Here is a 19,888-nt window from a genome sequence, read left to right as displayed (position 1 = left end):
ACACCTTGGTGCATGAGCCACCGTATCCTGTTTGTCTGTTTGGGCAATATCTGCCGTTCACCCGCTGCCGAGGGCGTGTTTCGCGCCCGTGCACCACATCATACGACTGATAGCGCCGGGACCTCGGGCTGGCATGTCGGCGACCCGCCCTATGGGCCGATGCAGAAGGCAGCAATGGTACGGGGGGTAGCACTGGGCGATTTGCGCGCCCGGAAATTTGTGGCGGAGGATTTCAACCGGTTTGATTTGATCCTTGGCATGGATGCCGATAACATCGCCAATATTGAGGATCTGCGCCCCGAGGGCAGCGACACTCCGGTCCGCTTGCTGACCGATTTTGCCCCAGAAACCGGCGCGGACCATGTGCCCGACCCCTATTACACCCGTGATTTTGACGGAGCTTTGGACTTGATCGAGGCCGCTGTGGAAGGCCTCGCCGCTCATCTGCGTGGTTAGGCCATCACCTTAAGCCGACCGTCCAGCCAAGGCAGTTGCGTCAAGGCCGGGTCCACGATCTGGCTGCGCATCAGTCGGCGCATCATATCGGCCACCTCTTGCGGAACCTGATCGGACCAGTCGGTGCGGGTGAACAGCGAGATCATTCGAGAAAAGTCCCCAAACGGGGCAGGGTGCGCCTCAAGCCCGTCGTGGAACCGGGCGGCGCGCATGAAACCCAAGGGCGTGGTGATAGCCCAGCCAAGGCCGCGCGCGACCATCGCCATCAACGCAAGGTGCGAACCGATCTCGAACCGTTCCTCGAACTCTAGTTTCTGGCGGGCCAGATGTGCCTCGATCTGGCGGCTGATAAGCTGTTCACGGGCATAACGCAGAAAGGGTAGGGTCTGCACTGCATCCTGCGCTCCTTTAGGGGTAACCAGAATGAACGGGTCCTGCACCAGCGGGTATTCGGCAACGCCTTCAAGCACTTCACCTGAATGGGCTGATACGGCCATGTGCAGGCGCTGTGCCTCGAGATCGGCAAACAGATCCAGGCTGGGCAGGGTGATCAGCTTGAATTTCGAACGCGTTAGGCTGTCGGCCAGCAATGTCGCCAACCGGGGCGTCAGGTCATTGTCGAAATCGTCGATCAGCCCGATGGACAGGATGGTCAGATGGCCCAGATCCATCACGGTCAACTCGCTCTGAGCCATTTGCAATTCGGCAAGAACGGTCCCGGCGCGGGCCAGAAAGCTGCGTCCGGCCTGCGTCAGGCGCATCGGGCGGCGTCCGTGGTCGACCAGTTCGGTGCCCAACGCGTTTTCCAGATTGCGCAATTGCTGGCTGACCGATGGCTGGCTGAGCCCGGTGATCTCGGCCGCCTGCGCCACCGAACCGGTGCGCGCCAAGGCCTCGAACACTTCAAGTCCCCGCAGAGTAAGCCCTTTCATCACCATCGAACACCTCTTTCATTGCGCCTTTTCTGGGGCGCAGGGCGGGTCAGGTCAAGGATGCTGAGGTGTTTAGCTACAGATCGCCTGCGCCATCTGGCCGAAATTCTGATACCGATCCCAAAGAGCATCATCGCGCGCGCTGCGCGACATCTTCAACTCCTGCGCCTTATGAGGATCAGCGAACCATTTCGAGACGGTCTTTTGGTCGCTGCGCGTCAGCGCCTGATCGGCCACGCGCTGAATGCAACTGCATCGGTCGCGTGTCGCTGCCGAACGGTCGGATGCCAGACATGCCTGTTTGATCTGAGCGGCCCCGACGGCCAGCGGAGTGGTTGCCACAGACGCAGCGCAGAATGCGATCAGGAGGAACTTTTTCATGCTCGAGCCTCGTTTTTGCCTGCCCGGAGGGATCTTGCGCCCCTCTCGGCCTTTGGCGGAGTATGAATCAAACTGGATTCGGGATCAATCGGGCGTTTCAAAATTGTGATTCCACCAGTCGGAGTCACCTCAGCCCGTAGGCTTGGCCTCAGAACGGTGCCGGTCACGGAAGGAATGGTAGCCACCGCTCGATAGCTTCGATCAATGCCTTGATTTTCTCTGGATATAGAGCGACATACCCCGCCCCGATTGCAGGAATGCCCCACTTGATCAAAGTATCGACCGCCAGATCGCCTTTGCTGGCGCACCATTTGAGAAAGCCGGCCAATCCCGACTTGAACTTTGCCAAGATTGAATCAATCCGCTCACGATCAGGTTTTTCCTCTTCCAAGGCGCCCGAAAGCTCGTTCTCGGCCTCCCAGATCAAAGTAATTGAACCGGCTAAATGCGCATCTGGAATGCTCTCGGGAGGGTTGTTCCCTCCAATGCCGAGGCGAGCGGAGACCCGAGTGTTCAAGCTATCTCTGAGGTCATCAAACGCTACTTCAACTGTTGTGCGAGCCTTGATCTGTTCAATCTCAGCCGCAACAGCCTCGGGGCCTGCATCCCACACTTTATTCTCCAATGTCGCGACTTGCCGCTGCAAATCCCAGTCCAATGGATCACCATTCAAAATTGCGCGATACCAATCCGCCCAGAACGTATAAAATTCGGGAGTCGCCTCAAGGTGGCTAATAAACTCATCATTAAGATAGCGCCATCCATTCGGCAAAGAATGGTGAGGCCATAACGGATATTGGTAGACTTGCCGCGCTGAAAATCCGGAATCTATCTTCTCCATATCCGATTCTACTGCGTCCAACGCTTTTGCCAGTTCTTCATCGATGACAAACACACTATTGTTTATCGCCTGCAACGCCTCGGCTTGAGTGTCGTTTGCTAAGGCACAATTTGCTGCTGCGAGAATGGCGGTACATCCCGCTGAAACGGAGTAGTGGCCAAGAGGGGAGGGAGAGTTGCCGTTTACAGCAGCTATGGTATCAAGCGCGCTGGCTGCTCTTGCAGCTGCAAACCCCGAGGGGCCATCCAATTCTACCGAATGGGTAACAGCGCTGATCCCTGCGCGGAGGCATGGTAAGAGCACGGATTCTGAAATAGTTCCTTCGTCTGCTGTTATGGATGGCAATGATCGAACTGCCGACCGTGAAGCGATAACATTGTGGGCTTTGGGGGTATTCCCAGCCAACCAACGTTCGCAGTCATACTGATCTTCGATTTCCGCCATGATGCTGAACCCATTTCTATTGACCAACCCACGATTCCTCTACATATCCCCAACCCATGACAGACCTCGCTCATATCCGCAATTTCTCCATCGTCGCGCATATCGACCATGGCAAATCCACCCTTGCTGACCGGCTCATCCAAGAGACCGGAACGGTCAAGGATCGCGACATGAAGGAACAGCTGCTCGACAGCATGGATATCGAGCGTGAACGCGGCATCACAATCAAGGCCAACACGGTCCGCATCGACTATACCGCCGACAATGGCGAGGCATATGTGCTGAACCTGATCGACACCCCCGGCCACGTGGATTTCGCCTATGAGGTCAGCCGGTCGATGCGCGCGGTCGAGGGCTCTCTGCTGGTAGTGGACTCGACCCAGGGGGTCGAGGCGCAGACGCTGGCAAATGTATACCAAGCCATCGACGCTGATCATGAGATCGTGCCGGTGCTGAACAAGATCGACCTGCCCGCGTCCGACTGTGACCGTGTGGCAGAACAGATTGAGGATGTGATCGGCATCGACGCGACCGACGCCATTCAGGTTTCGGCCAAAACGGGGCAGGGTATCCACGAGACGCTGGAAGCCATCGTGCAGCAACTGCCCGCACCGCAGGGCAACCTCGACGCGCCGCTCAAGGCGATGCTGGTGGATTCGTGGTATGACGCCTATCTCGGCGTGATCGTTCTGGTCCGCATCATGGACGGCACGCTGAAAAAGGGCATGCGGGTCAAGTTCATGTCGAACAACACCCTGCACCATATCGACCGCGTGGGCGTCTTCCGGCCCGAGATGGAAATGGTCGACAGCCTCGGACCCGGTGAGATTGGCTTTCTGACCGCTTCAATCAAACAGGTCCGCGACACGCGCGTGGGCGACACGATCACCAATGACCGCAACGGCACCGAGGACGCGCTGGACGGCTTCAAACCCGCGCAGCCGGTGGTGTTTTGTGGCCTCTTCCCCGTCGACAGTTCCGAATTCGAAGACCTGCGGGATGCGATCGACAAACTGGCGCTGAACGACGCTTCGTTCTCGTTCGAAATGGAAACCTCGGCGGCACTTGGTTTTGGTTTCCGCTGCGGCTTCCTAGGGCTGTTGCACCTTGAGGTCATCCGCGACCGCATCGAACGCGAATATGATATCGAGCTCATCACCACTGCGCCGTCGGTGATCTATCACGTCTACATGAAAGACGGTGAGATGATCGAGCTGCACAACCCCGCCGATATGCCCGATCCTTCGAAGGTCGATCATATCGAGGAACCGCGCATCAAGGCGACCATTCTGGTGCCCGACGAATACCTCGGCGACGTGCTGAAACTGTGTCAGGACCGCCGTGGCATCCAGCTGGATCTGACCTATGCGGGTAGCCGCGCGATGGTCGTCTATGACCTCCCCCTGAACGAGGTCGTCTTTGACTTCTACGACCGTCTGAAATCGGTAACCAAGGGCTATGCGTCCTTCGACTACCAGATGACCGGCTATACCGAGGATAATCTGGTCAAGATGTCGGTGCTGGTGAATGACGAACCGGTCGATGCGCTATCAACCATGGTTCACCGCGACCGGGCCGAGATGCGGGGCCGTGCGATGTGCGAAAAGCTCAAGGACCTGATCCCGCGCCACATGTTCAAAATCCCGATCCAGGCCGCCATCGGAGGCAAGGTCATCGCCCGCGAGACCCTCTCGGCGCTGCGTAAGGACGTGACCGCGAAGTGTTACGGCGGCGACGCCACGCGGAAACGCAAACTGCTGGACAAGCAGAAGGCGGGTAAGAAGAAGATGCGTCAGTTCGGGAAGGTGGATATCCCGCAGGAGGCGTTTATTTCGGCGCTGAAGATGGACAGCTGAGGCTGTCCATTTCTTCCTCTTGGTTTGTCCAAGTTTACGCGGATTCTGGATCGGCGTCCGATTGTCCGAGGTCGGTGAGTTCAGTCCAGACCGCCTCAGGTATGTCCCAATCGGCCCACTCAAGCGTTTGGTTTACATGCTGGGGCCACGTCACCCCGCAAACTGTTGAAGCAATGTTTGCATCTCGAAGCGAGAATTGCAGCGCCAGCGCGCCCATTGGAACGTCGTATCGGGCACAGATATCTTCGACCGCGCGCACAGGCGCGAGCATTTCTTCTGTTGCTGGCCGGTAAACGTAAAAGTGGTGAACCGCGCTACCTCTTGCCAGAATTCCTCCCGCGTAGGGTGCTGCATTTAACACGGTGACACCCTTGGAAACGGCTTGTTCGATTAGGGGTGAAGCATTCACGTTTACAAGTGTGTGCCGGTTATGCGTCATCACAACATCGAAGTCCCAGTCGCGCAGCATAGGCGACAAGACGTCCAGCCGTCCGCCGGCCAAACCAACGGCAGTTGCAAGGCCTTCCTCTTTGATTTTGAACAACTCGTCCAGCGCACCTCCGCTGCGCGTGATCTCTGACATATCACCGGCGTATTCCGGGTCGTGGAGGTGAAGGATGTCGACGCTGTCTACGCCGAGTGCCTTCAGGCTTTGTTCTAAAGACCGCCTCGCTTGGGTAGCGTCGAACACGCTCGTCTCCATGTCGCGGTCGATTTTCGTGGACAATACACAGCCTTCTGGCAAACCACCGAGTTCACGAATTACGCTCCCAATGCGGTCTTCACTTCGGCCCATAGCATAGCCGCGGGCGGTATCGATAAACCCGTCGGGGCGGATAAGTATTGTGCGCAAGGTTTCTCGCGCCCTATTCTCATCAACTTCGTAACCATAGATTTGCGGAATGCTACCTATCCCTGTTGACCCAAAACCAATTCGAGGAATTCGCACCCCGGTTAGACCGATTTCGTGAAACGTCGTCATTGCTCCCCTCCCTGAAAATTCGAATCAGAATATATGAATATTCTGCGGGACCGTTATGCACTTCAAGCTTGAGGGCTGAGTAAAATCACTTGAAATCCAAACAGGATATCCGAATCTGTGATCCAGCTCACAGCCCAACTTTTTAAAACTTGTTAGTGGTGACCTAGCGGCAACTTCGGCAGGAGGCCCCTATGTCCATGGTCCCCATAATCGCCCTCGGATCGGCAGGTCTCTATTCCATTGCCATGATCTCGATGAAGTTCTGGTGGAAAATCCCCGGCCTCGGCCTTAGCCTGTTGATCGTGGCAACCCTGCTGGCCGCCGCAACGCTGGAGCTTGCCGCGCTGCGCGAGGAGCGGTTGGGCATCATCTATACCGGCATTCTGGGGGCCGAGGTTGTGCTGATCGCCATTGCCTCGTTCTTCTTGTTCGGTGAAGATTTCTCGATGCGGGAAGGGATCGGGATTGCCTTGGTTGTCGCCGGAACCGCCTTGGCGTGGGCCTGATTAACCGCAATCTGAACCCTTCATGAAGCTTCCTTCACAAATGTTGTAACGCGTCTGCACCCTCCCAATCTGTTCAGCAGGCCAGCACCGGCCTGGACAAAACGGAGGAAGAGACAATGACCAGATTTATGACTGCCGGAGCAGCCGCTCTGGCCACGAGCCTTACTCTTGCAACGACAGCCATGGCCGACACGCCCGACCTGCGCGGGACGTGGGTGGGCAGCTATACTGCCGTCGGCCCGAACCGGACAACGACCGGCGATGTGCCCCGGTTCAACAACGCCGAGTGGGTGCTGGATATCCAAAAACAGCAAGACAATGTGTTCTGGGGGCCCAGCAAGTGGCGGTCAAGTGCCGCTCAGGACTGGCGAATGCTGGATGCCACCGGGACCATCAGCCTGGACGACCCGACCCGGATCAGCATCGTCGAAAGCTCGGCCAATCCCGAGATCGGTGTGAATGCGCTGATTGATGCCCGGTATGAGGACGGCAAGATTTATGCGGATTTCCGTAGCCTGCGTCGCGGAACGACCTACAGCACCGTTCTGGAACGTCAGGTGAACTGAAGCGTTTCCGGTCCGGTTGGGCTGTAGGGGGTACCGGCTGTAGTTAATCTGCAGCGCTTAGTGGGTAATTCCGGCCGGGTCGGAGCGCTTCTCAAATTGGTCTCCACAGGGAGGAGACGGGTCGGGCGGTGGCTGGATCGCTCGCGATAAGGGCAGGATGGCCCGATGTCGGAATGTGTTCCCGGCATCGGTTTCCTGACCCGTGCGGACCTTCAGCGCAGCCTCGTGTGGCGAAACGAAGCCGTTGTCCGACCCAACTTGTTGAAAATCCTGAAAATGGTGTGGCTGCGCGTTCGCCAGATTTTTGGTTGACCCGGTGATCGCGTCACCGAGTGTAGAGAATGCGCTGCTGTATCACCGGCTTCAGGTCACATGCCGCAGTCGTTAAATAGCCTGCTGTACGTCACTTGCAGTGTTGCTAATCGCGTCGCCAGCTTTGCCGATGTCTTTCCCGACACCTTTTGCCGTTTCACACGCTGTCAAAGTCAATAGGGCGGCCCCAATTAGTAGAGTGCGGATCATCGTTTGCTCCATAGGTTTTGTTCTCTGAGCGTCGTAGCAGTTTTTCCCGTATGTAACCAGCGGTTTGGGCGGTTTCAGTTTCGGTAAAGGTAGGGGCCGCTGACCCCGGTTACCAGAAACACCAGGGCCGCGGCGCAGACAATGCTGGGACCGGCGGGCGTATCTGCCATATAAGCCCCCGCCAACCCACCCAACGCCGCCAAAGAGCCAAGGATCGCGGCGCAGACAGCCATGGCTTCGGGGGTTCGGACCAAAGATCGTGCAGCCGCTGCAGGGATGACCAGAAGCGCCGCAATCAGCAGAATACCCACGACTTTGATCGCCACGGCCACAGCCAGGGCCATAGCCAATGTCAGCCAAAGTTCCTCGCGTTTGGGATCAATACCAGACGCATAGGCCAAGTCTGGATTAAGTGTGGAAACCAGCAGGGCAGACCATCTCTGAACCATCACGGCCAGAATAAGAGCGCCACCGACCCAGATCGTCACCAAGTCTGTTTTTGCCACGGCCAAAATGTCGCCGAATAGAAAGGCATCCAGATCAAGCCGGACGTCCGACAGAAGTGCGACGCTCACCAGTCCGGCCGCCAGTGCGGTGTGGGCGATGACTCCTAACAGAGTATCCATCGCGAAGCCTTTTCCCCTCAGCAGCGTTACGGTTAGTCCCATTGTAAGGGCCGAAACGATGATCGCGGGCAAAATTGGCAGGGAAAATGCGAGGGCCAGAGCAATTCCCAACACAGAAGCGTGCGCGGTTGCTTCGCCCAAGTAAGCCATGCGGCGCCAAACCACGAAACATCCAAGCGGAGCGGCTGCGATGGCTACTCCGACACCAGCGAGGGCCGCGCGTACCATAAAGTCATCCAGCATCAGTCTGCCTTTTCCTGCGAGAGTGTCGAGCCGTGACCATGGTCGTGTGAATGACTATGTTGGTGTTGGTAAAGCGCCATTGTTCCCTTCGTCCCACTTCCGAACAAGGCGCGGTATTCCGGTGCGTCTGCGACCGAGCGCGGAGAGCCCTCGCAGCAGATATGCCCGTTCAGACACAACACACGGTCTGAGGCCGCCATAACGACATGCAAGTCGTGGCTGACCATTACGATCGCGCATCCCAGATCGTGTCTAACCTGCTCGATACGTTGATAAAACGCGGCGGCACCCGGCTGGTCTAGCCCCTGGGTTGCCTCGTCCAGAAGAAGCAATTGCGGCTTCTCCAGCAACGCGCGCGCCAAAAGGACACGCTGAAACTGGCCGCCGGACAGCTTGGTCATCTGACGGTTTCGCAAGTCAGGTACACCCGCATGGTCCAACGCGGTTATGGCGTCACGTGCGGAAACGCGGCGGGGCAGGCTGAGGAACCGTTGAACCGTCATGGGCAAAGCCGCGTCCAGTGCCAGCTTTTGCGGAACATAACCAATCCGCAGGTTTTTGGCCTGTTTGACAGTCCCATGTGCGGGCAAAGCCGCCCCGATCATCGCGCGTAGTAACGTGGACTTACCTGATCCGTTTGGCCCGACAATCGTTACGATCTCACCTTCCGAGACAGTTGCGTTCACATGTTCAAGGATAGTTCTGCCGTCCGCGCGGATCGACAGGTCTTTCAGCGTAATCAGAGTTCTTGTCACGCCTGCAATCCTATGCATTCGGGGCACAGACCCTCGGCTTCGACAACGACGCGTTCGATCTGGAAGCCCGAAGTGTTCGCGGCAGCGCCCAGCCTGCCCTGAGTCAGTTCAGTTTCTGTTTCCGCGACGGCCTTGCACGCCCGGCATATCAGGAAGGCCGGTACATGGTCGTGTGTCGGATGCGCGCAGGCAGCATATGCATTAAGTTGTTCGATACGGTGGACAAACCCGTTTTGAACCAGAAAATCCAGGGCTCGATACGCGACAGGCGGTTGCGACCCCATCCCTTCGGTGGATAACACTGCAAGAATTTCATAGGCTCCCATGGCCTTATGTTTTTCAAGCAGGATCTCTAGGACGCGCCGCCTGACAGGCGTAAAGTGCAAGCGTTTCGCTTTGCATTTGGCCTCGGCTTGCGCAAGGGCAGTCTGAACGCAATGCGTGTGATCATGTTGCCTGAAACCGACTGTACTCATTAGGGGCTCCGTCATTTTGTGGCTTGATATGTTATAACGTGGGGCATATCAAGCGACCAGTAAATGTAATAACATATCATTCAGGAGGCATTATGCTGCGTTCCACGGTATGCGTTCTTGGCGCTGTTATGGCTAGTCAGGTTGTTGCGGAACCGCCCAAAGTAGTTGCTGATATTGCGCCGATTCATTCGCTTGTTGCGCGCGTTATGGATGGTGTCGCGGAGCCCGTACTGATCGTGCCGCCTGGGGCGTCGCCTCACAGCCACGCGATGCGCCCGTCCGAGGCGCGCGCGTTGCAATCTGCTGACATTGTCTTTTGGGTTGGTGAGGAATTGACGCCTTGGATGGACAAGCCGCTGAGCACTTTGTCGGCAGGGTCAAAAAAGATTTCTTTGCTGGAGGTTGACGGTACGATCCTGCATGAATACCGCGATGTTGTTGAAGAGAGTGGTCATGACGACCACACGGATCACGACGACCATGCTGGTCACAAGGACCACGAAGACCATGGTCATGAGGACCACGCGGATCATGATGACCATGCTGGTCACAAGGACCACGACGACCATGGTCATGAAGATCATGCTCATGACCACGACGGAACAGACCCACATGCGTGGCTTGATCCGGAGAATGCGCGGACATGGGCTTTTGCGATTGCCAATATTCTTGCCGAGGTCGACATCGAAAATGCGCAGGCATACCAAGACAATGCCAAAGCGTTCGACAATGAATTGACTCTGCTTGGCGACCAGATCAACGCAGATTTGGCCGACATGAAGGCGCATCGTTTCATCACGTTCCACGACGCCTATCAGTATTTCGAAAAGCGTTTTGGGTTGGAAACATCAGGCTCTGTCAGCTTGGGGGACGCGGCCAACCCCGGTCCCGCGCGCTTGGCAACGCTTCGGGAAAAAGTTTCAGAAGATCAAATAGACTGCGCTTTTGCCGAGCCTCAATACGACACCCGGCTGGTAGAGACCGCGATTGAGGGGGCAGGCGCCACGATCCTTGATCTGGACCCTGTCGGAATCGCTGTTGATCCAGGTCCGAAGCTCTACCCCACGTTGCTGCAGGCTATGGCACAGAGCTTTCTGGTTTGCGCAAACGGGTCGTGATTTTAACAGTTCGGCTCAGGCTGTCTGTTCCTCACAAAACAATTCATAGACCACTTCGAGCATGCGTTTGGGGCGGTCATCAGCAAGGCGGTAATAGATCGCCTTGCCCTCGCGGCGCGGCATAACAAGCCCTTCAAGGCGAAGTCGTGACAACTGTTGTGACACAGCAGCCTGACGCGCTGACAGCAACTCTTCTAGCTCTGTCACAGATTTTTCGCCGGATATAAGATGACATAGGATCATCAGCCGTCCTTCGTGGCTGATCGCCTTCAGAAAATTCGAAGCCCGCGTCGCGCTTCCTGCAATGAGCTCGATGTTATCGTTTGGTATGTCCTGCTTAACCTGCGCCAGTGCCATTATCTTGTCCTTTATGCCCAGTCGGGCGATGGTCTACGTAAAATCCGGACTCGGTTACTCGAGCCGCTTAAGTGCACATACTGACCAAATCTGTCCATATGCATGAATCAAAATGACGTGATGGGAAAGAGAGCATCCGCAGACAAAAGAAGCCCCTAGTTGAAAACGGGCAGTGGCGGTGTCGCGCCACGCAGAAACAACTGCCGATGGCCGACAAAAAGCAATGTGTTGATCAGAAGTCTCCGGCCCCCCTTGCAGCCCCTCTATGGCAACACTAAGACTCAGGTAACGTTTCTTCGGGTAAAGTCCCGATCCATAGCAAAGCAGGCAGGTTCCTAATGTTTGATCCCGTTGATACCTACATGAATACGCTCGTCCCCATGGTCGTTGAGCAGACCAGCCGGGGTGAGCGCGCCTATGATATTTTCTCGCGCCTGTTGAAAGAGCGGATCATTTTTATCAATGGCCCGATCCATGACGGAATGAGCCATCTGGTGGTGGCTCAGTTGCTGCATCTTGAGGCCGAGAATCCTAACAAAGAAATCTCAATCTACATCAATTCGCCTGGCGGTGTCGTGACAAGCGGTTTGTCGATTTACGACACAATGCAGTATATTAAACCTAAGTGTTCGACATTGGTGATCGGTCAGGCGGCCTCGATGGGGTCGGTTCTGTTGGCCGGGGGCGAGAAAGGAATGCGCTTTTCGCTGCCCAACAGCCGTATCATGGTGCACCAGCCCAGCGGCGGATATCAGGGGCAGGCGAGCGATATCATGATCCACGCCGCCGAGACGCAAAAGCTGAAAGATCGACTGTATGACATCTATGTGCGTCATACAGGGCAGACAAAAAAGGCTGTTGAGAAAGCACTGGATCGCGACAACTTCATGAGCCCGGAAGAAGCAAAAGACTGGGGTCATATCGACGAAATCGTCGAAAACCGTGCGAAAATGGACGGCGAAGAGAGCTGAGAATAAGTCCTCGCGTCACGTGCGCGAGGTACATTTTTGAGATTGTAGCCGCCTCAGTGGTGGCCTAAGCTGCAGCAACATGCGGCAAGCGCGGCCCCGGGCGGGGCCGCAGGGACGAAGCCCGAAAGGTAGAACATGGCGACGAATTCAGGCGGTGACGGCAAAAACACGCTCTACTGTAGCTTCTGCGGCAAGAGCCAGCATGAGGTGCGCAAGCTGATTGCCGGACCCACAGTGTTTATCTGTGACGAATGCGTCGAACTGTGCATGGACATCATCCGCGAAGAGACAAAGGCCAGCGGCCTGAAATCCAGCGACGGAGTGCCGACACCCAAGGATATCTGCGAAGTGCTGGACGATTACGTGATCGGTCAGGCCACGGCCAAGCGGGTCCTGTCGGTGGCCGTGCACAACCACTACAAGCGTCTTAACCACGCGCAGAAGGCGGGCAGCGATATTGAGCTTGCCAAGTCCAACATCCTTCTGATTGGCCCCACGGGGTGCGGCAAGACGCTGCTGGCCCAAACTCTGGCGCGAATTCTGGATGTGCCGTTCACCATGGCGGATGCGACGACTCTGACTGAAGCGGGATACGTGGGTGAGGACGTCGAAAACATCATTCTGAAACTGCTGCAGGCGTCCGAATACAATGTCGAACGTGCGCAGCGCGGCATCGTCTATATCGACGAGGTAGACAAGATTACGCGCAAATCTGAAAACCCGTCGATCACGCGCGACGTATCGGGTGAGGGTGTACAGCAGGCGCTGCTGAAACTGATGGAAGGCACCGTGGCCAGCGTTCCGCCGCAGGGCGGGCGTAAGCATCCGCAGCAGGAGTTCCTGCAGGTGGACACGACCAACATCCTGTTTATATGCGGCGGTGCATTTGCCGGTCTGGACAGGATCATTGCACAGCGTGGCAAGGGCTCGGCCATGGGTTTCGGGGCAGACGTGCGTGACAATGATGAGCGTGGCGTCGGTGAGATTTTCAAGGATCTGGAACCTGAGGATCTGTTGAAATTTGGCCTGATCCCTGAATTTGTTGGACGTCTGCCGGTTCTGGCAACGCTTGAGGATCTGGACGAGGATGCTCTGGTCACGATCCTGACCAAGCCCAAGAACGCGCTGGTCAAGCAATATCAGCGCCTGTTTGAACTGGAAGATGCCGAGCTGGCCTTTACCGATGATGCGCTCAAGGCGATTGCCAAGAAAGCCATCGAACGGAAAACCGGGGCACGTGGTTTGCGTTCGATTCTGGAAGACATCCTGCTGGATACGATGTTCGAGCTTCCGGGTCTGAAAAACGTGACCGAAGTTGTGGTCAACGAAGAGGCCGTGACATCTGAATCGCAGCCTCTAATCATTTATGCGGATGCGGCCGAATCTGCTTCGGCGGGTTAAGACCTTACATATCTGATCCATGCGGCGCGGTTCTCCGCGCCGTTTTCTTATGAGGATACTGAAATGATCAAGCGCATCTCATCAGGTGGCGAATTTGAACCTAAGCTAGGGTATTGCCGCGCCGTGGTTGCCGGAGGTTGGGTGCACGTCTCTGGTACTGTCGGGCAGGGTGATACCGTGGTTGAGCAGTGCCGTTCGGCACTGACGGTGATTGAAAAGGCACTGACCGAAGCTGGTGCAGGCTTTTCAGACGTTGTTCGTGTAACTTACATGTTACCCGACAAGGCTGAGTTTGAGCCATGCTGGCCAATTTTGAGCGAGACATTTGGTGCGAATCCTCCGGCCGCAACAATGATCGAATGCGATTTGATCGACCCGAAATACCGAATTGAAATAGAAGTGACCGCGTATTTGCCGGAATAGGGGGTGCGGTCCTTGTGACACTGGACCTTGGCGCGCCTTTGGTCCATATCTGCGGAAACAGAATTGCCGGAGGCAGCCCATGGGGATCCTGAACAGTCTTTTGCGAGCCGTGACCTGGTGGAACGGGGCCACTCTGAACACGCAGATTTACACTGCGCGCAAGGGTGAAAAGGTCGGCGAGGACAACCAGGGCAATGTGTTCTACCGCAATGCGGATGACAGCAAGCGCTGGGTCATTTTCAATGGCGAAGCCGAGGCGAGCCGTGTCGATCCTGACTGGCATGGTTGGCTGCACCGTACATGGGACGAGCCTCCGACTGACAAACCATTGCCGCACAAATCGTGGGAAAAACCACATCAGGAAAACCTGACCGGTTCGGCGCTTGCCTATACTCCTGCAGGGTCCCTGCGTCGCCCGGACCCGATTGAACGTTCCGATTACGAGGCTTGGAGCCCCGAATAAACGAGGCAAATTATGTCGAGCTACAATGTTTCCGAAGTCCTGGTTGGCGGCGCCGTGTTGGCCTGTGCCGTTGCTTTTGGGGTCTATGCCAGCCAGTCCACCGGCCTGTCGCAAGGTGGTACGGGTTATGAACTGGGCGCATCTTTCCGGTCGCTTGAAGGCGTCGGTGTTGGAACAGATGTGCGATTGGCCGGGGTCAAGATCGGTACTGTAACGGATGTAACGCTCAACTCCGAAACCTACCGGGCGGATACGACGTTTTCGATCTCGGACGGTATTCTGGTTCCGGATGACAGCGCGATTGTAATTTCGTCCGAGGGATTGTTGGGCGGTAACTTCGTTGAAGTGATGCCGGGCGGCTCGCCTTTCTATTTCGAGCCTGGGGATCAGGTCACTGATACCCAGGGCGCGGTTAGTCTGATTTCGCTTCTGGTCAAGTTTGTCGCCGGGGATGGCAGCTAATGCGGCGTCTCGCCATTGTGCTTGCCATGCTGGCCGCCACGGGCGCATCGGCGCAGCAAAAAGTCCAGTCGGGGCCGGGTGCGATGCTGCGTGGGTTGGACAAGGTCAGCGGCCAAACCGTTGACGTCGAGATGCGGAACGGTGAAACACAGCCCGTTTTTGGTCTGGACGTCGCGTTGGGCGATTGCCGCTATCCGGCCGAGAACCCGACAGGTGATGCTTTTGCCTATCTCACGATTTGGGAAAATGGCAAGACTGACCAACTGTTTGACGGTTGGATGATCGCCACGTCACCGGCGCTGAATGCACTGGACCATTCGCGCTACGACGTTTGGGTTATTCGTTGTATAACGCCATCCGGCGATTGAGTTAAGTCGGCGGTAAAATCCGCGCTGGCGCTGATCGCCTCTTCCAGTTCTTGCCGATATTGCGTGCGGGGTATTTCTATCGCACCCAAAGAAGCCAGATGCGCTGTCAGAAATTGGGTGTCGAACAGATGAAATCCTGTTCTGCGAAGCCTGTCTGTCAGATAGGCCAATGCGATCTTTGACGCATCCGTTCGTCGCGAAAACATGCTTTCGCCGAAAAACGCGGCCCCAAGGCAAACGCCATAGACGCCGCCTATCAGAGCCGATTCCTCCCACACTTCCAGCGAGTGTGCATGGCCCGTGTGATGTAGGTGTTGGTACAGGTTGCGCAACTCGTCATTGATCCACGTGTCGGCGCGGTCGGCGCAGCCATCGACGACCCCAGCGAAGTCCCGGTTGATCGTGATGGAGAACCCGCAGTTGCGTATGCGCCGCGCCAAACTGCGGGAAATGTGGAATCCGTCCAGCGGGAACACACCGCGAAATTTGGGGTCGACCCAGAACAACTCGGGGTCATCGCGGTGCTCAGCCATCGGGAAAATGCCGATGGAGTAGCCATGCAGTAAGAGGTCGGGGGTCAGGCTCATACTGGAGTCTCAAAGGGCGAAAGGTAAAAACCCTTCGCCCTTAGTATGTTAGTCTGCCATGTTCTCGGCAAGCCACTTTTCCAGCCAATGGATGTTGTAGTCACCGCTGTGAAGATCAGGCTCTTGCAGCAGGGCGTGGAACAGAGGCACGGTGGTGTCAATACCATCCACGATCAGCTCGCCCAAGGCACGTTCCAGCCGCGCCAGCGCCTCGGCCCGGTCACGACCCTGTACGATCAGCTTGGCAATAAGTGAGTCGTAATAGGGCGGGATCGAGTATCCGTCATAGAGCGCCGAATCCATCCGCACGCCCAGACCGCCGGGCGCGTGATAGGCCGTGATCTTGCCAGGGCAGGGTGAGAAGTTGGGCAATTTTTCCGCGTTGATCCGAACCTCGATGGCGTGGCCGTTGATTTCCAGATCGTCCTGGCCGAAGGACATGTCCTCGCCAGCGGCCACGCGGATTTGTTCGCGCACCAGATCGACGCCGAAGATGCCTTCGGTCACCGGGTGTTCCACCTGTAGACGGGTGTTCATTTCGATGAAATAGAACTCGCCGTTTTCATACAGGAACTCGATGGTGCCCGCGCCGATATAGTTGATCTTGGCGACTGCATCGGCACAGATCTTGCCGATTTTCGCGCGTTCTTCGGGGGTGATGCAGGGGCCAGGGGCCTCTTCAAATACCTTCTGATGGCGACGTTGCAGCGAGCAGTCGCGCTCACCCAGATGAACGGCTTTGCCTTTACCGTCGCCAAAGACCTGAATTTCGATATGGCGCGGCGTGGTCAGGTACTTCTCGATATAGACCTCGTCATTGCCAAAGGCGGCTTTGCCTTCGGCGCGAGCGGTCATGAAGGCGCTTTCCATCTCATCCGCCGTCTGCGCGACTTTCATGCCGCGCCCACCACCACCGGCAGTGGCCTTGATAATGACGGGATAGCCGAATTCTTCACCAATGCGCTTGGCGTCTTCCAGCGTCGGAACGCCGCCGTCGGAGCCGGGAACACAAGGAACACCAAGGGCTTTCATCGTGTCCTTGGCGGTGATCTTGTCACCCATCACGCGAATATGTTCAGCGGTGGGGCCGATGAAGGTGATGCCGTGGTCTTCGACGATCTGCACGAACTCGGCATTCTCGGACAGAAAGCCATAGCCGGGGTGGATCGCCTGTGCGCCGGTGATCTCGCAGGCCGAGATGATGGCGGGCACGGACAGGTAGCTTTGCGGGCTGGGCGGAGGGCCGATGCACACCGATTCGTCCGCCATGCGCACATGCATCGCGTCACTGTCGGCTGTTGAATGCACGGCGACCGTTTTAATCCCCATCTCGCGCGCGGCGCGGATGACGCGCAGGGCGATCTCGCCTCGGTTGGCAATCAGGATTTTGTCGAACATGGGCCCGCCTTACTCAACGATGACCAGAGGGGTGCCGAATTCCACAGCGTCGCCGTCACCGACCAGAATACGCTTGATGGTGCCCGATTTGGGCGCGTGGATGTGGTTCATAGTTTTCATCGCTTCGACGATCAGCAACGTGTCGCCTTCTGACACCGATGCGCCGACCGAGATGAACGAAGGCGCGCCCGGTTCGGGCTGCATATAGACGGTGCCCACCATAGGCGAGGTCACAGCACCGGGATGGCTGGCCGGATCTTCCTGCGCTGCGGGGGCCTCGGGTGCGGCAGGGGCTGCTGCAGCAGGGGCTGCTACGGGTGCAGCAGCGGGAACGGCCATCTGAACCGGCGCGGCCGCAGCCTGGGTCATACGGCTGACCCGGACGTTCAGGCTGTCTTCTTCGCCATACTCGCGTTTGACCTGCAATTCGGTCAGGTCATTTTCGCGCAGCAGTTCAGCCAGAGCTTTGATGAATGCCACGTCCGCTTCGTGTTTGGTGTCTGTCATGAGTGTCCTCGACGGTTCCCCTTTGGCCCGTCTGTGCGTTGCGGGCTTTGGTCTGATTACGCAGCGTTATAAGCCAAGCGCACTGCCATGAAAAGCGCGTCTCGACCTGTCGCGGTGCGGTTTTGGTCGAGTAATTCAAGCAAAAAGTCGCTAAAGCGGCATTCCAGAGAGTTTTGCCACAAGTTCAGGTAGTTTTCGGGCGCCGAATTTCTCAAGCAGGCGAGCGCGGTAGGCTTCGATAGTGCGGTAACTCAGGCCCAGTTCGGCGCCGATTTCCTTGGCGGATAAGCCGCGGCATGAAAGAATGGCAACCTCGCGTTCGCGCTGAGTTAGCTCGACCAGAGGGCGTTCCTCGGAGATGTCGGAAAAGCTCCAGATCCCGTGGCGGAACGGGTCGTCAGGGGTCAAGGATCGTCCACGCGCGCGGCACCAGAACAGATCGCCATTGCGTCGACGCATGACTCGTTCATCCGTGTAGTAGCCTGTGCCGCGCATCACCTGCAGGCTGCGCGCGCCGATCCTCTCCCAATCCGCGACTGATGGGTAAAGGTGCAGCAGCGGCATATTGCGGTACTCTGTCTCTTCCCCGCCAAACGTACGCGCGAATTGCAGGTTGCAGCGCCGGATGATCCGGTTCTCCAGCTCTACAAGGCCAATGGGGGCGTATTCGAACGCAGGGTCACTCATTCTTGCATCGTGCCGGGAATTGACACGGAATTGAAGGGGTTGGGCACAGAAACTGACGTTTCGGGCGCGAGAGTGCGTTCTGTCAGAATTGTTAACTATGTAAATAGAGATTGAAAACTAGTCCTTAAGTAAAAGTATTTATTGAATAGTTCTGAAAATAGAAGGTAGGTTAGTCGCGGAATATGCCTTTGGGGAGGGGCCAAAACATGCGCGATACACTGACAGGTAGCCGAATTCGCGAGCGGCGTCTGATCGCGGGGTTGCGGCAGGCGGAATTGGCCCGAAAGGTCGGGATATCAGCGTCTTATTTGAACCTTATCGAGCATAATCGCCGAAGGATCGGGGGCAAGCTGCTTGTTGACATTGCATCGGCTCTTGCTGTCGAACCTTCGGTGCTGACGCAGGGGGTCGAAGCCACCTTGATCTCGGCATTGCGGGAAGCGGCGGCGGACGCAATCGGACAAAACGCTGAAATCGATGCGGTTGAGGAGTTCGCGGGGCGGTTCTCCGGTTGGGCAGGTGTGCTAGCACAGATGCATCGTCGCGTAGTCTCTCTGGAGCGCACAGTCGAAACGCTGTCGGACCGTCTAACCCATGATCCGCATCTTGCGGCTTCGATGCATGAGGTCTTGTCGACCGCCGCCGCCATTCGTTCGACCGCTGCAATTCTGGCAGAAACTCAGGAAATCGAGCCGGAATGGCAGGACCGTTTTCACCGCAACCTGCACCAGGATGCAGAACGGCTTGCAGACAGTTCGAAATCGTTGGTGACTTATCTGGACGATGCTGACTCGGCGGATGACCGACGCGGCGTACCACTGGAGGAGGCGGAGGCTTTTTTCGAGGCGCGCAGCCACCATTTTCCTGAAATCGAAAGCGGCGGCAGCAGTAGCGAAGTCGATCTTGAGGCGCTTGATTCCGCCGCGGTAAAAAGCGTGACCCGCGCGTTTCTGGATGTGTATGCACAGGATGCGCTGGCGATGCCGTTGGAGGCTGTAAAGGCTGCACTTAAAGGGTCTGAACCTGACCCGCTGCAGCTGTCGCGGCAGTTTTCGGTGGATATCGCGACCGTCTTGCGCCGGTTGGCTGCTTTGCCGCCGGGCGTTCTGTCGCGACCGACTGGGTTGGTGATATGTGATGCCTCAGGCAGTATTCTGTTCGCCAAGGCGGTTCCGGGCTTTGCGATGCCACGCTTTGGCGAGGCGTGCCCGTTGTGGCCCTTGTTTCAGGCATTAAACAGACCTCTTGTGCCCATCCGAAAGCGGATTGTTCAGTTGGGGCGTTCAGCGGCCGAATTTGACTGTTTTGCCTATGCATGGCCGCAAGCGGCTTTGGGCTATGATGACGCACCAGTGTATCGTTCTGTGATGTTGGTGCGATCAGTGGATGAAGGCCCTCAGGATGCGCAGAATGTGGCTCGTGTTGGCCCCAGCTGTCGCGTGTGTCCGAACGCTGAATGTGAATCTCGTCGTGAACCGTCAATTCTGAGCGAAGGTTTTTGACAGTTTCCTGACAGACGGCGTAAGCTGGCCTAGACAGGTTTACGGATGGGTAGCCCGT

26 protein-coding genes are annotated in these 19,888 nt (G+C 56.8%); 13 read left to right on the top strand and 13 right to left on the bottom strand.

The genetic code is table 11. From position 1 onward, the window contains the following. The first annotated feature begins 12 nt into the window (after nucleotides 1–12). A complete protein-coding gene (locus AC2TAD_RS04060) occupies nucleotides 13–456 on the top strand; it encodes a low molecular weight protein-tyrosine-phosphatase (RefSeq protein ID WP_170355005.1) in 444 nt (147 codons plus the stop codon). On the opposite strand, the gene AC2TAD_RS04055 is transcribed toward AC2TAD_RS04060, so the two are convergent. The 3 genes from AC2TAD_RS04055 to AC2TAD_RS04045 form a co-directional block, all read right to left on the bottom strand. Further along, complete coding sequence (locus AC2TAD_RS04055) at nucleotides 453–1,394, bottom strand: LysR family transcriptional regulator (protein WP_480866083.1); 942 nt, start codon at nucleotides 1,392–1,394, stop codon at nucleotides 453–455. The two genes, AC2TAD_RS04060 and AC2TAD_RS04055, sit on opposite strands and share 4 nt — an antisense overlap. 66 nt (nucleotides 1,395–1,460) lie before the next feature. Then, nucleotides 1,461–1,769: a hypothetical protein gene (locus AC2TAD_RS04050; RefSeq protein WP_170770048.1), complete on the bottom strand. Its 309-nt coding sequence runs from the start codon at nucleotides 1,767–1,769 to the stop codon at nucleotides 1,461–1,463. A gap of 163 nt (nucleotides 1,770–1,932) precedes the next feature. Then, nucleotides 1,933–3,054: a hypothetical protein gene (locus tag AC2TAD_RS04045; protein ID WP_480866082.1), complete on the bottom strand. Its 1,122-nt coding sequence runs from the start codon at nucleotides 3,052–3,054 to the stop codon at nucleotides 1,933–1,935. Between the two features lie 56 nt (nucleotides 3,055–3,110). Between AC2TAD_RS04045 and lepA the strand changes: the two genes are divergently transcribed. Continuing rightward, nucleotides 3,111–4,910, top strand: a complete 1,800-nt coding sequence (gene lepA, locus AC2TAD_RS04040) for a translation elongation factor 4 (protein ID WP_480866080.1) — start codon at nucleotides 3,111–3,113, stop codon at nucleotides 4,908–4,910. Nucleotides 4,911–4,944: 34 nt separating this feature from the next. Here lepA and AC2TAD_RS04035 read toward each other — a convergent pair whose 3' ends face one another. After that, entirely contained in the window at nucleotides 4,945–5,892 is a 948-nt protein-coding gene (locus AC2TAD_RS04035; protein WP_480866078.1) for an aldo/keto reductase, read from the bottom strand. A 191-nt stretch (nucleotides 5,893–6,083) separates the two neighbouring features. On the opposite strand from AC2TAD_RS04035, the gene AC2TAD_RS04030 reads away from it, so the two are divergent. The 3 genes from AC2TAD_RS04030 to AC2TAD_RS04020 all read left to right on the top strand — a co-directional run bounded on the left by AC2TAD_RS04030 (nucleotide 6,084) and on the right by AC2TAD_RS04020 (nucleotide 7,276). Next, complete coding sequence (locus AC2TAD_RS04030; protein ID WP_234899444.1) at nucleotides 6,084–6,398, top strand: hypothetical protein; 315 nt, start codon at nucleotides 6,084–6,086, stop codon at nucleotides 6,396–6,398. A 116-nt stretch (nucleotides 6,399–6,514) separates the two neighbouring features. Then, nucleotides 6,515–6,964: a hypothetical protein gene (locus AC2TAD_RS04025; RefSeq protein WP_234899443.1), complete on the top strand. Its 450-nt coding sequence runs from the start codon at nucleotides 6,515–6,517 to the stop codon at nucleotides 6,962–6,964. A gap of 165 nt (nucleotides 6,965–7,129) precedes the next feature. Further along, entirely contained in the window at nucleotides 7,130–7,276 is a 147-nt protein-coding gene (locus AC2TAD_RS04020) for a hypothetical protein (RefSeq protein ID WP_480866075.1), read from the top strand. Between the two features lie 72 nt (nucleotides 7,277–7,348). On the opposite strand, the gene AC2TAD_RS04015 is transcribed toward AC2TAD_RS04020, so the two are convergent. The 4 genes from AC2TAD_RS04015 to AC2TAD_RS04000 all read right to left on the bottom strand — a co-directional run bounded on the left by AC2TAD_RS04015 (nucleotide 7,349) and on the right by AC2TAD_RS04000 (nucleotide 9,586). Continuing rightward, nucleotides 7,349–7,486, bottom strand: coding sequence for an entericidin A/B family lipoprotein (locus AC2TAD_RS04015; protein ID WP_209194128.1), 138 nt, complete (start codon nucleotides 7,484–7,486; stop codon nucleotides 7,349–7,351). Nucleotides 7,487–7,560: 74 nt separating this feature from the next. Next, nucleotides 7,561–8,355 (bottom strand): metal ABC transporter permease, encoded by a 795-nt coding sequence (locus AC2TAD_RS04010; RefSeq protein ID WP_170355011.1) that lies wholly within the window; start codon nucleotides 8,353–8,355, stop codon nucleotides 7,561–7,563. Next, nucleotides 8,355–9,110, bottom strand: a complete 756-nt coding sequence (locus AC2TAD_RS04005; protein WP_480866073.1) for an ATP-binding cassette domain-containing protein — start codon at nucleotides 9,108–9,110, stop codon at nucleotides 8,355–8,357. Before AC2TAD_RS04005 ends, AC2TAD_RS04010 begins: the two co-directional genes overlap by 1 nt. Next, on the bottom strand, nucleotides 9,107–9,586 hold the full coding sequence (locus tag AC2TAD_RS04000) for a Fur family transcriptional regulator (RefSeq protein WP_170753880.1): 480 nt from the start codon (nucleotides 9,584–9,586) through the stop codon (nucleotides 9,107–9,109). The genes AC2TAD_RS04005 and AC2TAD_RS04000 overlap by 4 nt, the downstream gene beginning before the upstream one ends. A 92-nt stretch (nucleotides 9,587–9,678) precedes the next feature. On the opposite strand from AC2TAD_RS04000, the gene AC2TAD_RS03995 reads away from it, so the two are divergent. Next, nucleotides 9,679–10,704 (top strand): zinc ABC transporter substrate-binding protein, encoded by a 1,026-nt coding sequence (locus AC2TAD_RS03995; RefSeq protein WP_480866072.1) that lies wholly within the window; start codon nucleotides 9,679–9,681, stop codon nucleotides 10,702–10,704. A 15-nt stretch (nucleotides 10,705–10,719) separates the two neighbouring features. On the opposite strand, the gene AC2TAD_RS03990 is transcribed toward AC2TAD_RS03995, so the two are convergent. Beyond that, entirely contained in the window at nucleotides 10,720–11,061 is a 342-nt protein-coding gene (locus AC2TAD_RS03990) for an ArsR/SmtB family transcription factor (protein WP_170355015.1), read from the bottom strand. Nucleotides 11,062–11,399: 338 nt separating this feature from the next. On the opposite strand from AC2TAD_RS03990, the gene AC2TAD_RS03985 reads away from it, so the two are divergent. From AC2TAD_RS03985 to AC2TAD_RS03960, 6 genes are all read left to right on the top strand, one after another. After that, entirely contained in the window at nucleotides 11,400–12,032 is a 633-nt protein-coding gene (locus AC2TAD_RS03985; protein WP_170753885.1) for an ATP-dependent Clp protease proteolytic subunit, read from the top strand. A 135-nt stretch (nucleotides 12,033–12,167) separates the two neighbouring features. Next, a complete protein-coding gene (clpX, locus tag AC2TAD_RS03980) occupies nucleotides 12,168–13,433 on the top strand; it encodes an ATP-dependent Clp protease ATP-binding subunit ClpX (RefSeq protein WP_170355017.1) in 1,266 nt (421 codons plus the stop codon). Nucleotides 13,434–13,496: 63 nt separating this feature from the next. Next, complete coding sequence (locus AC2TAD_RS03975; RefSeq protein WP_170753888.1) at nucleotides 13,497–13,856, top strand: RidA family protein; 360 nt, start codon at nucleotides 13,497–13,499, stop codon at nucleotides 13,854–13,856. A 79-nt stretch (nucleotides 13,857–13,935) separates the two neighbouring features. After that, nucleotides 13,936–14,319: an NADH:ubiquinone oxidoreductase subunit NDUFA12 gene (locus AC2TAD_RS03970; protein ID WP_170355019.1), complete on the top strand. Its 384-nt coding sequence runs from the start codon at nucleotides 13,936–13,938 to the stop codon at nucleotides 14,317–14,319. 12 nt (nucleotides 14,320–14,331) lie between these two features. After that, on the top strand, nucleotides 14,332–14,781 hold the full coding sequence (gene mlaD, locus AC2TAD_RS03965; protein WP_170753891.1) for an outer membrane lipid asymmetry maintenance protein MlaD: 450 nt from the start codon (nucleotides 14,332–14,334) through the stop codon (nucleotides 14,779–14,781). After that, nucleotides 14,781–15,149, top strand: a complete 369-nt coding sequence (locus AC2TAD_RS03960) for a DUF2155 domain-containing protein (protein ID WP_170753893.1) — start codon at nucleotides 14,781–14,783, stop codon at nucleotides 15,147–15,149. Before mlaD ends, AC2TAD_RS03960 begins: the two co-directional genes overlap by 1 nt. Here the strand turns inward: AC2TAD_RS03960 and aat are convergent. The 4 genes from aat to AC2TAD_RS03940 form a co-directional block, all read right to left on the bottom strand. Then, nucleotides 15,104–15,736 carry a leucyl/phenylalanyl-tRNA--protein transferase gene (gene aat, locus AC2TAD_RS03955; protein ID WP_209194136.1) on the bottom strand — a complete coding sequence of 211 codons (633 nt, stop codon included), beginning with the start codon at nucleotides 15,734–15,736 and terminating at the stop codon, nucleotides 15,104–15,106. The two genes, AC2TAD_RS03960 and aat, sit on opposite strands and share 46 nt — an antisense overlap. A gap of 48 nt (nucleotides 15,737–15,784) precedes the next feature. Further along, nucleotides 15,785–17,134 (bottom strand): acetyl-CoA carboxylase biotin carboxylase subunit, encoded by a 1,350-nt coding sequence (gene accC, locus AC2TAD_RS03950; RefSeq protein ID WP_353390546.1) that lies wholly within the window; start codon nucleotides 17,132–17,134, stop codon nucleotides 15,785–15,787. 9 nt (nucleotides 17,135–17,143) lie between these two features. Further along, nucleotides 17,144–17,641, bottom strand: coding sequence for an acetyl-CoA carboxylase biotin carboxyl carrier protein (accB, locus tag AC2TAD_RS03945; protein WP_170355024.1), 498 nt, complete (start codon nucleotides 17,639–17,641; stop codon nucleotides 17,144–17,146). A gap of 150 nt (nucleotides 17,642–17,791) precedes the next feature. After that, nucleotides 17,792–18,328: a LuxR C-terminal-related transcriptional regulator gene (locus AC2TAD_RS03940; protein ID WP_480866069.1), complete on the bottom strand. Its 537-nt coding sequence runs from the start codon at nucleotides 18,326–18,328 to the stop codon at nucleotides 17,792–17,794. A gap of 206 nt (nucleotides 18,329–18,534) precedes the next feature. On the opposite strand from AC2TAD_RS03940, the gene AC2TAD_RS03935 reads away from it, so the two are divergent. Further along, nucleotides 18,535–19,830, top strand: coding sequence for a helix-turn-helix domain-containing protein (locus tag AC2TAD_RS03935; RefSeq protein ID WP_480866067.1), 1,296 nt, complete (start codon nucleotides 18,535–18,537; stop codon nucleotides 19,828–19,830). The last annotated feature ends 58 nt before the right edge of the window (nucleotides 19,831–19,888 follow it).

It is taken from the genome of Ruegeria sp. HKCCD7628 (assembly GCF_057221005.1).
This window is presented reverse-complemented; position numbering and strand designations above follow the sequence as displayed.

Excerpts from the sequence above, each read along its gene's own strand:
- AC2TAD_RS04000 (WP_170753880.1), bottom strand. The coding sequence starts at position 9,586 with ATGAGTACAGTCGGTTTCAGGCAACATGATCACACGCATTGCGTTCAG.
- AC2TAD_RS04050 (WP_170770048.1), bottom strand. The coding sequence starts at position 1,769 with ATGAAAAAGTTCCTCCTGATCGCATTCTGCGCTGCGTCTGTGGCAACC.
- AC2TAD_RS04030 (WP_234899444.1), top strand. The coding sequence starts at position 6,084 with ATGTCCATGGTCCCCATAATCGCCCTCGGATCGGCAGGTCTCTATTCC.
- AC2TAD_RS03970 (WP_170355019.1), top strand. The coding sequence starts at position 13,936 with ATGGGGATCCTGAACAGTCTTTTGCGAGCCGTGACCTGGTGGAACGGG.
- AC2TAD_RS03990 (WP_170355015.1), bottom strand. The coding sequence starts at position 11,061 with ATGGCACTGGCGCAGGTTAAGCAGGACATACCAAACGATAACATCGAG.
- AC2TAD_RS04020 (WP_480866075.1), top strand. The coding sequence starts at position 7,130 with ATGTCGGAATGTGTTCCCGGCATCGGTTTCCTGACCCGTGCGGACCTT.
- AC2TAD_RS03935 (WP_480866067.1), top strand. The coding sequence starts at position 18,535 with ATGCGCGATACACTGACAGGTAGCCGAATTCGCGAGCGGCGTCTGATC.
- clpX (WP_170355017.1), top strand. The coding sequence starts at position 12,168 with ATGGCGACGAATTCAGGCGGTGACGGCAAAAACACGCTCTACTGTAGC.
- AC2TAD_RS03995 (WP_480866072.1), top strand. The coding sequence starts at position 9,679 with ATGCTGCGTTCCACGGTATGCGTTCTTGGCGCTGTTATGGCTAGTCAG.
- lepA (WP_480866080.1), top strand. The coding sequence starts at position 3,111 with ATGACAGACCTCGCTCATATCCGCAATTTCTCCATCGTCGCGCATATC.
- mlaD (WP_170753891.1), top strand. The coding sequence starts at position 14,332 with ATGTCGAGCTACAATGTTTCCGAAGTCCTGGTTGGCGGCGCCGTGTTG.
- AC2TAD_RS03985 (WP_170753885.1), top strand. The coding sequence starts at position 11,400 with ATGTTTGATCCCGTTGATACCTACATGAATACGCTCGTCCCCATGGTC.
- AC2TAD_RS03940 (WP_480866069.1), bottom strand. The coding sequence starts at position 18,328 with ATGAGTGACCCTGCGTTCGAATACGCCCCCATTGGCCTTGTAGAGCTG.
- accB (WP_170355024.1), bottom strand. The coding sequence starts at position 17,641 with ATGACAGACACCAAACACGAAGCGGACGTGGCATTCATCAAAGCTCTG.
- AC2TAD_RS04025 (WP_234899443.1), top strand. The coding sequence starts at position 6,515 with ATGACCAGATTTATGACTGCCGGAGCAGCCGCTCTGGCCACGAGCCTT.
- AC2TAD_RS04060 (WP_170355005.1), top strand. The coding sequence starts at position 13 with ATGAGCCACCGTATCCTGTTTGTCTGTTTGGGCAATATCTGCCGTTCA.
- aat (WP_209194136.1), bottom strand. The coding sequence starts at position 15,736 with ATGAGCCTGACCCCCGACCTCTTACTGCATGGCTACTCCATCGGCATT.
- AC2TAD_RS03960 (WP_170753893.1), top strand. The coding sequence starts at position 14,781 with ATGCGGCGTCTCGCCATTGTGCTTGCCATGCTGGCCGCCACGGGCGCA.
- AC2TAD_RS03975 (WP_170753888.1), top strand. The coding sequence starts at position 13,497 with ATGATCAAGCGCATCTCATCAGGTGGCGAATTTGAACCTAAGCTAGGG.
- accC (WP_353390546.1), bottom strand. The coding sequence starts at position 17,134 with ATGTTCGACAAAATCCTGATTGCCAACCGAGGCGAGATCGCCCTGCGC.
- AC2TAD_RS04055 (WP_480866083.1), bottom strand. The coding sequence starts at position 1,394 with ATGGTGATGAAAGGGCTTACTCTGCGGGGACTTGAAGTGTTCGAGGCC.
- AC2TAD_RS04045 (WP_480866082.1), bottom strand. The coding sequence starts at position 3,054 with ATGGCGGAAATCGAAGATCAGTATGACTGCGAACGTTGGTTGGCTGGG.
- AC2TAD_RS04035 (WP_480866078.1), bottom strand. The coding sequence starts at position 5,892 with ATGACGACGTTTCACGAAATCGGTCTAACCGGGGTGCGAATTCCTCGA.
- AC2TAD_RS04010 (WP_170355011.1), bottom strand. The coding sequence starts at position 8,355 with ATGCTGGATGACTTTATGGTACGCGCGGCCCTCGCTGGTGTCGGAGTA.
- AC2TAD_RS04015 (WP_209194128.1), bottom strand. The coding sequence starts at position 7,486 with ATGATCCGCACTCTACTAATTGGGGCCGCCCTATTGACTTTGACAGCG.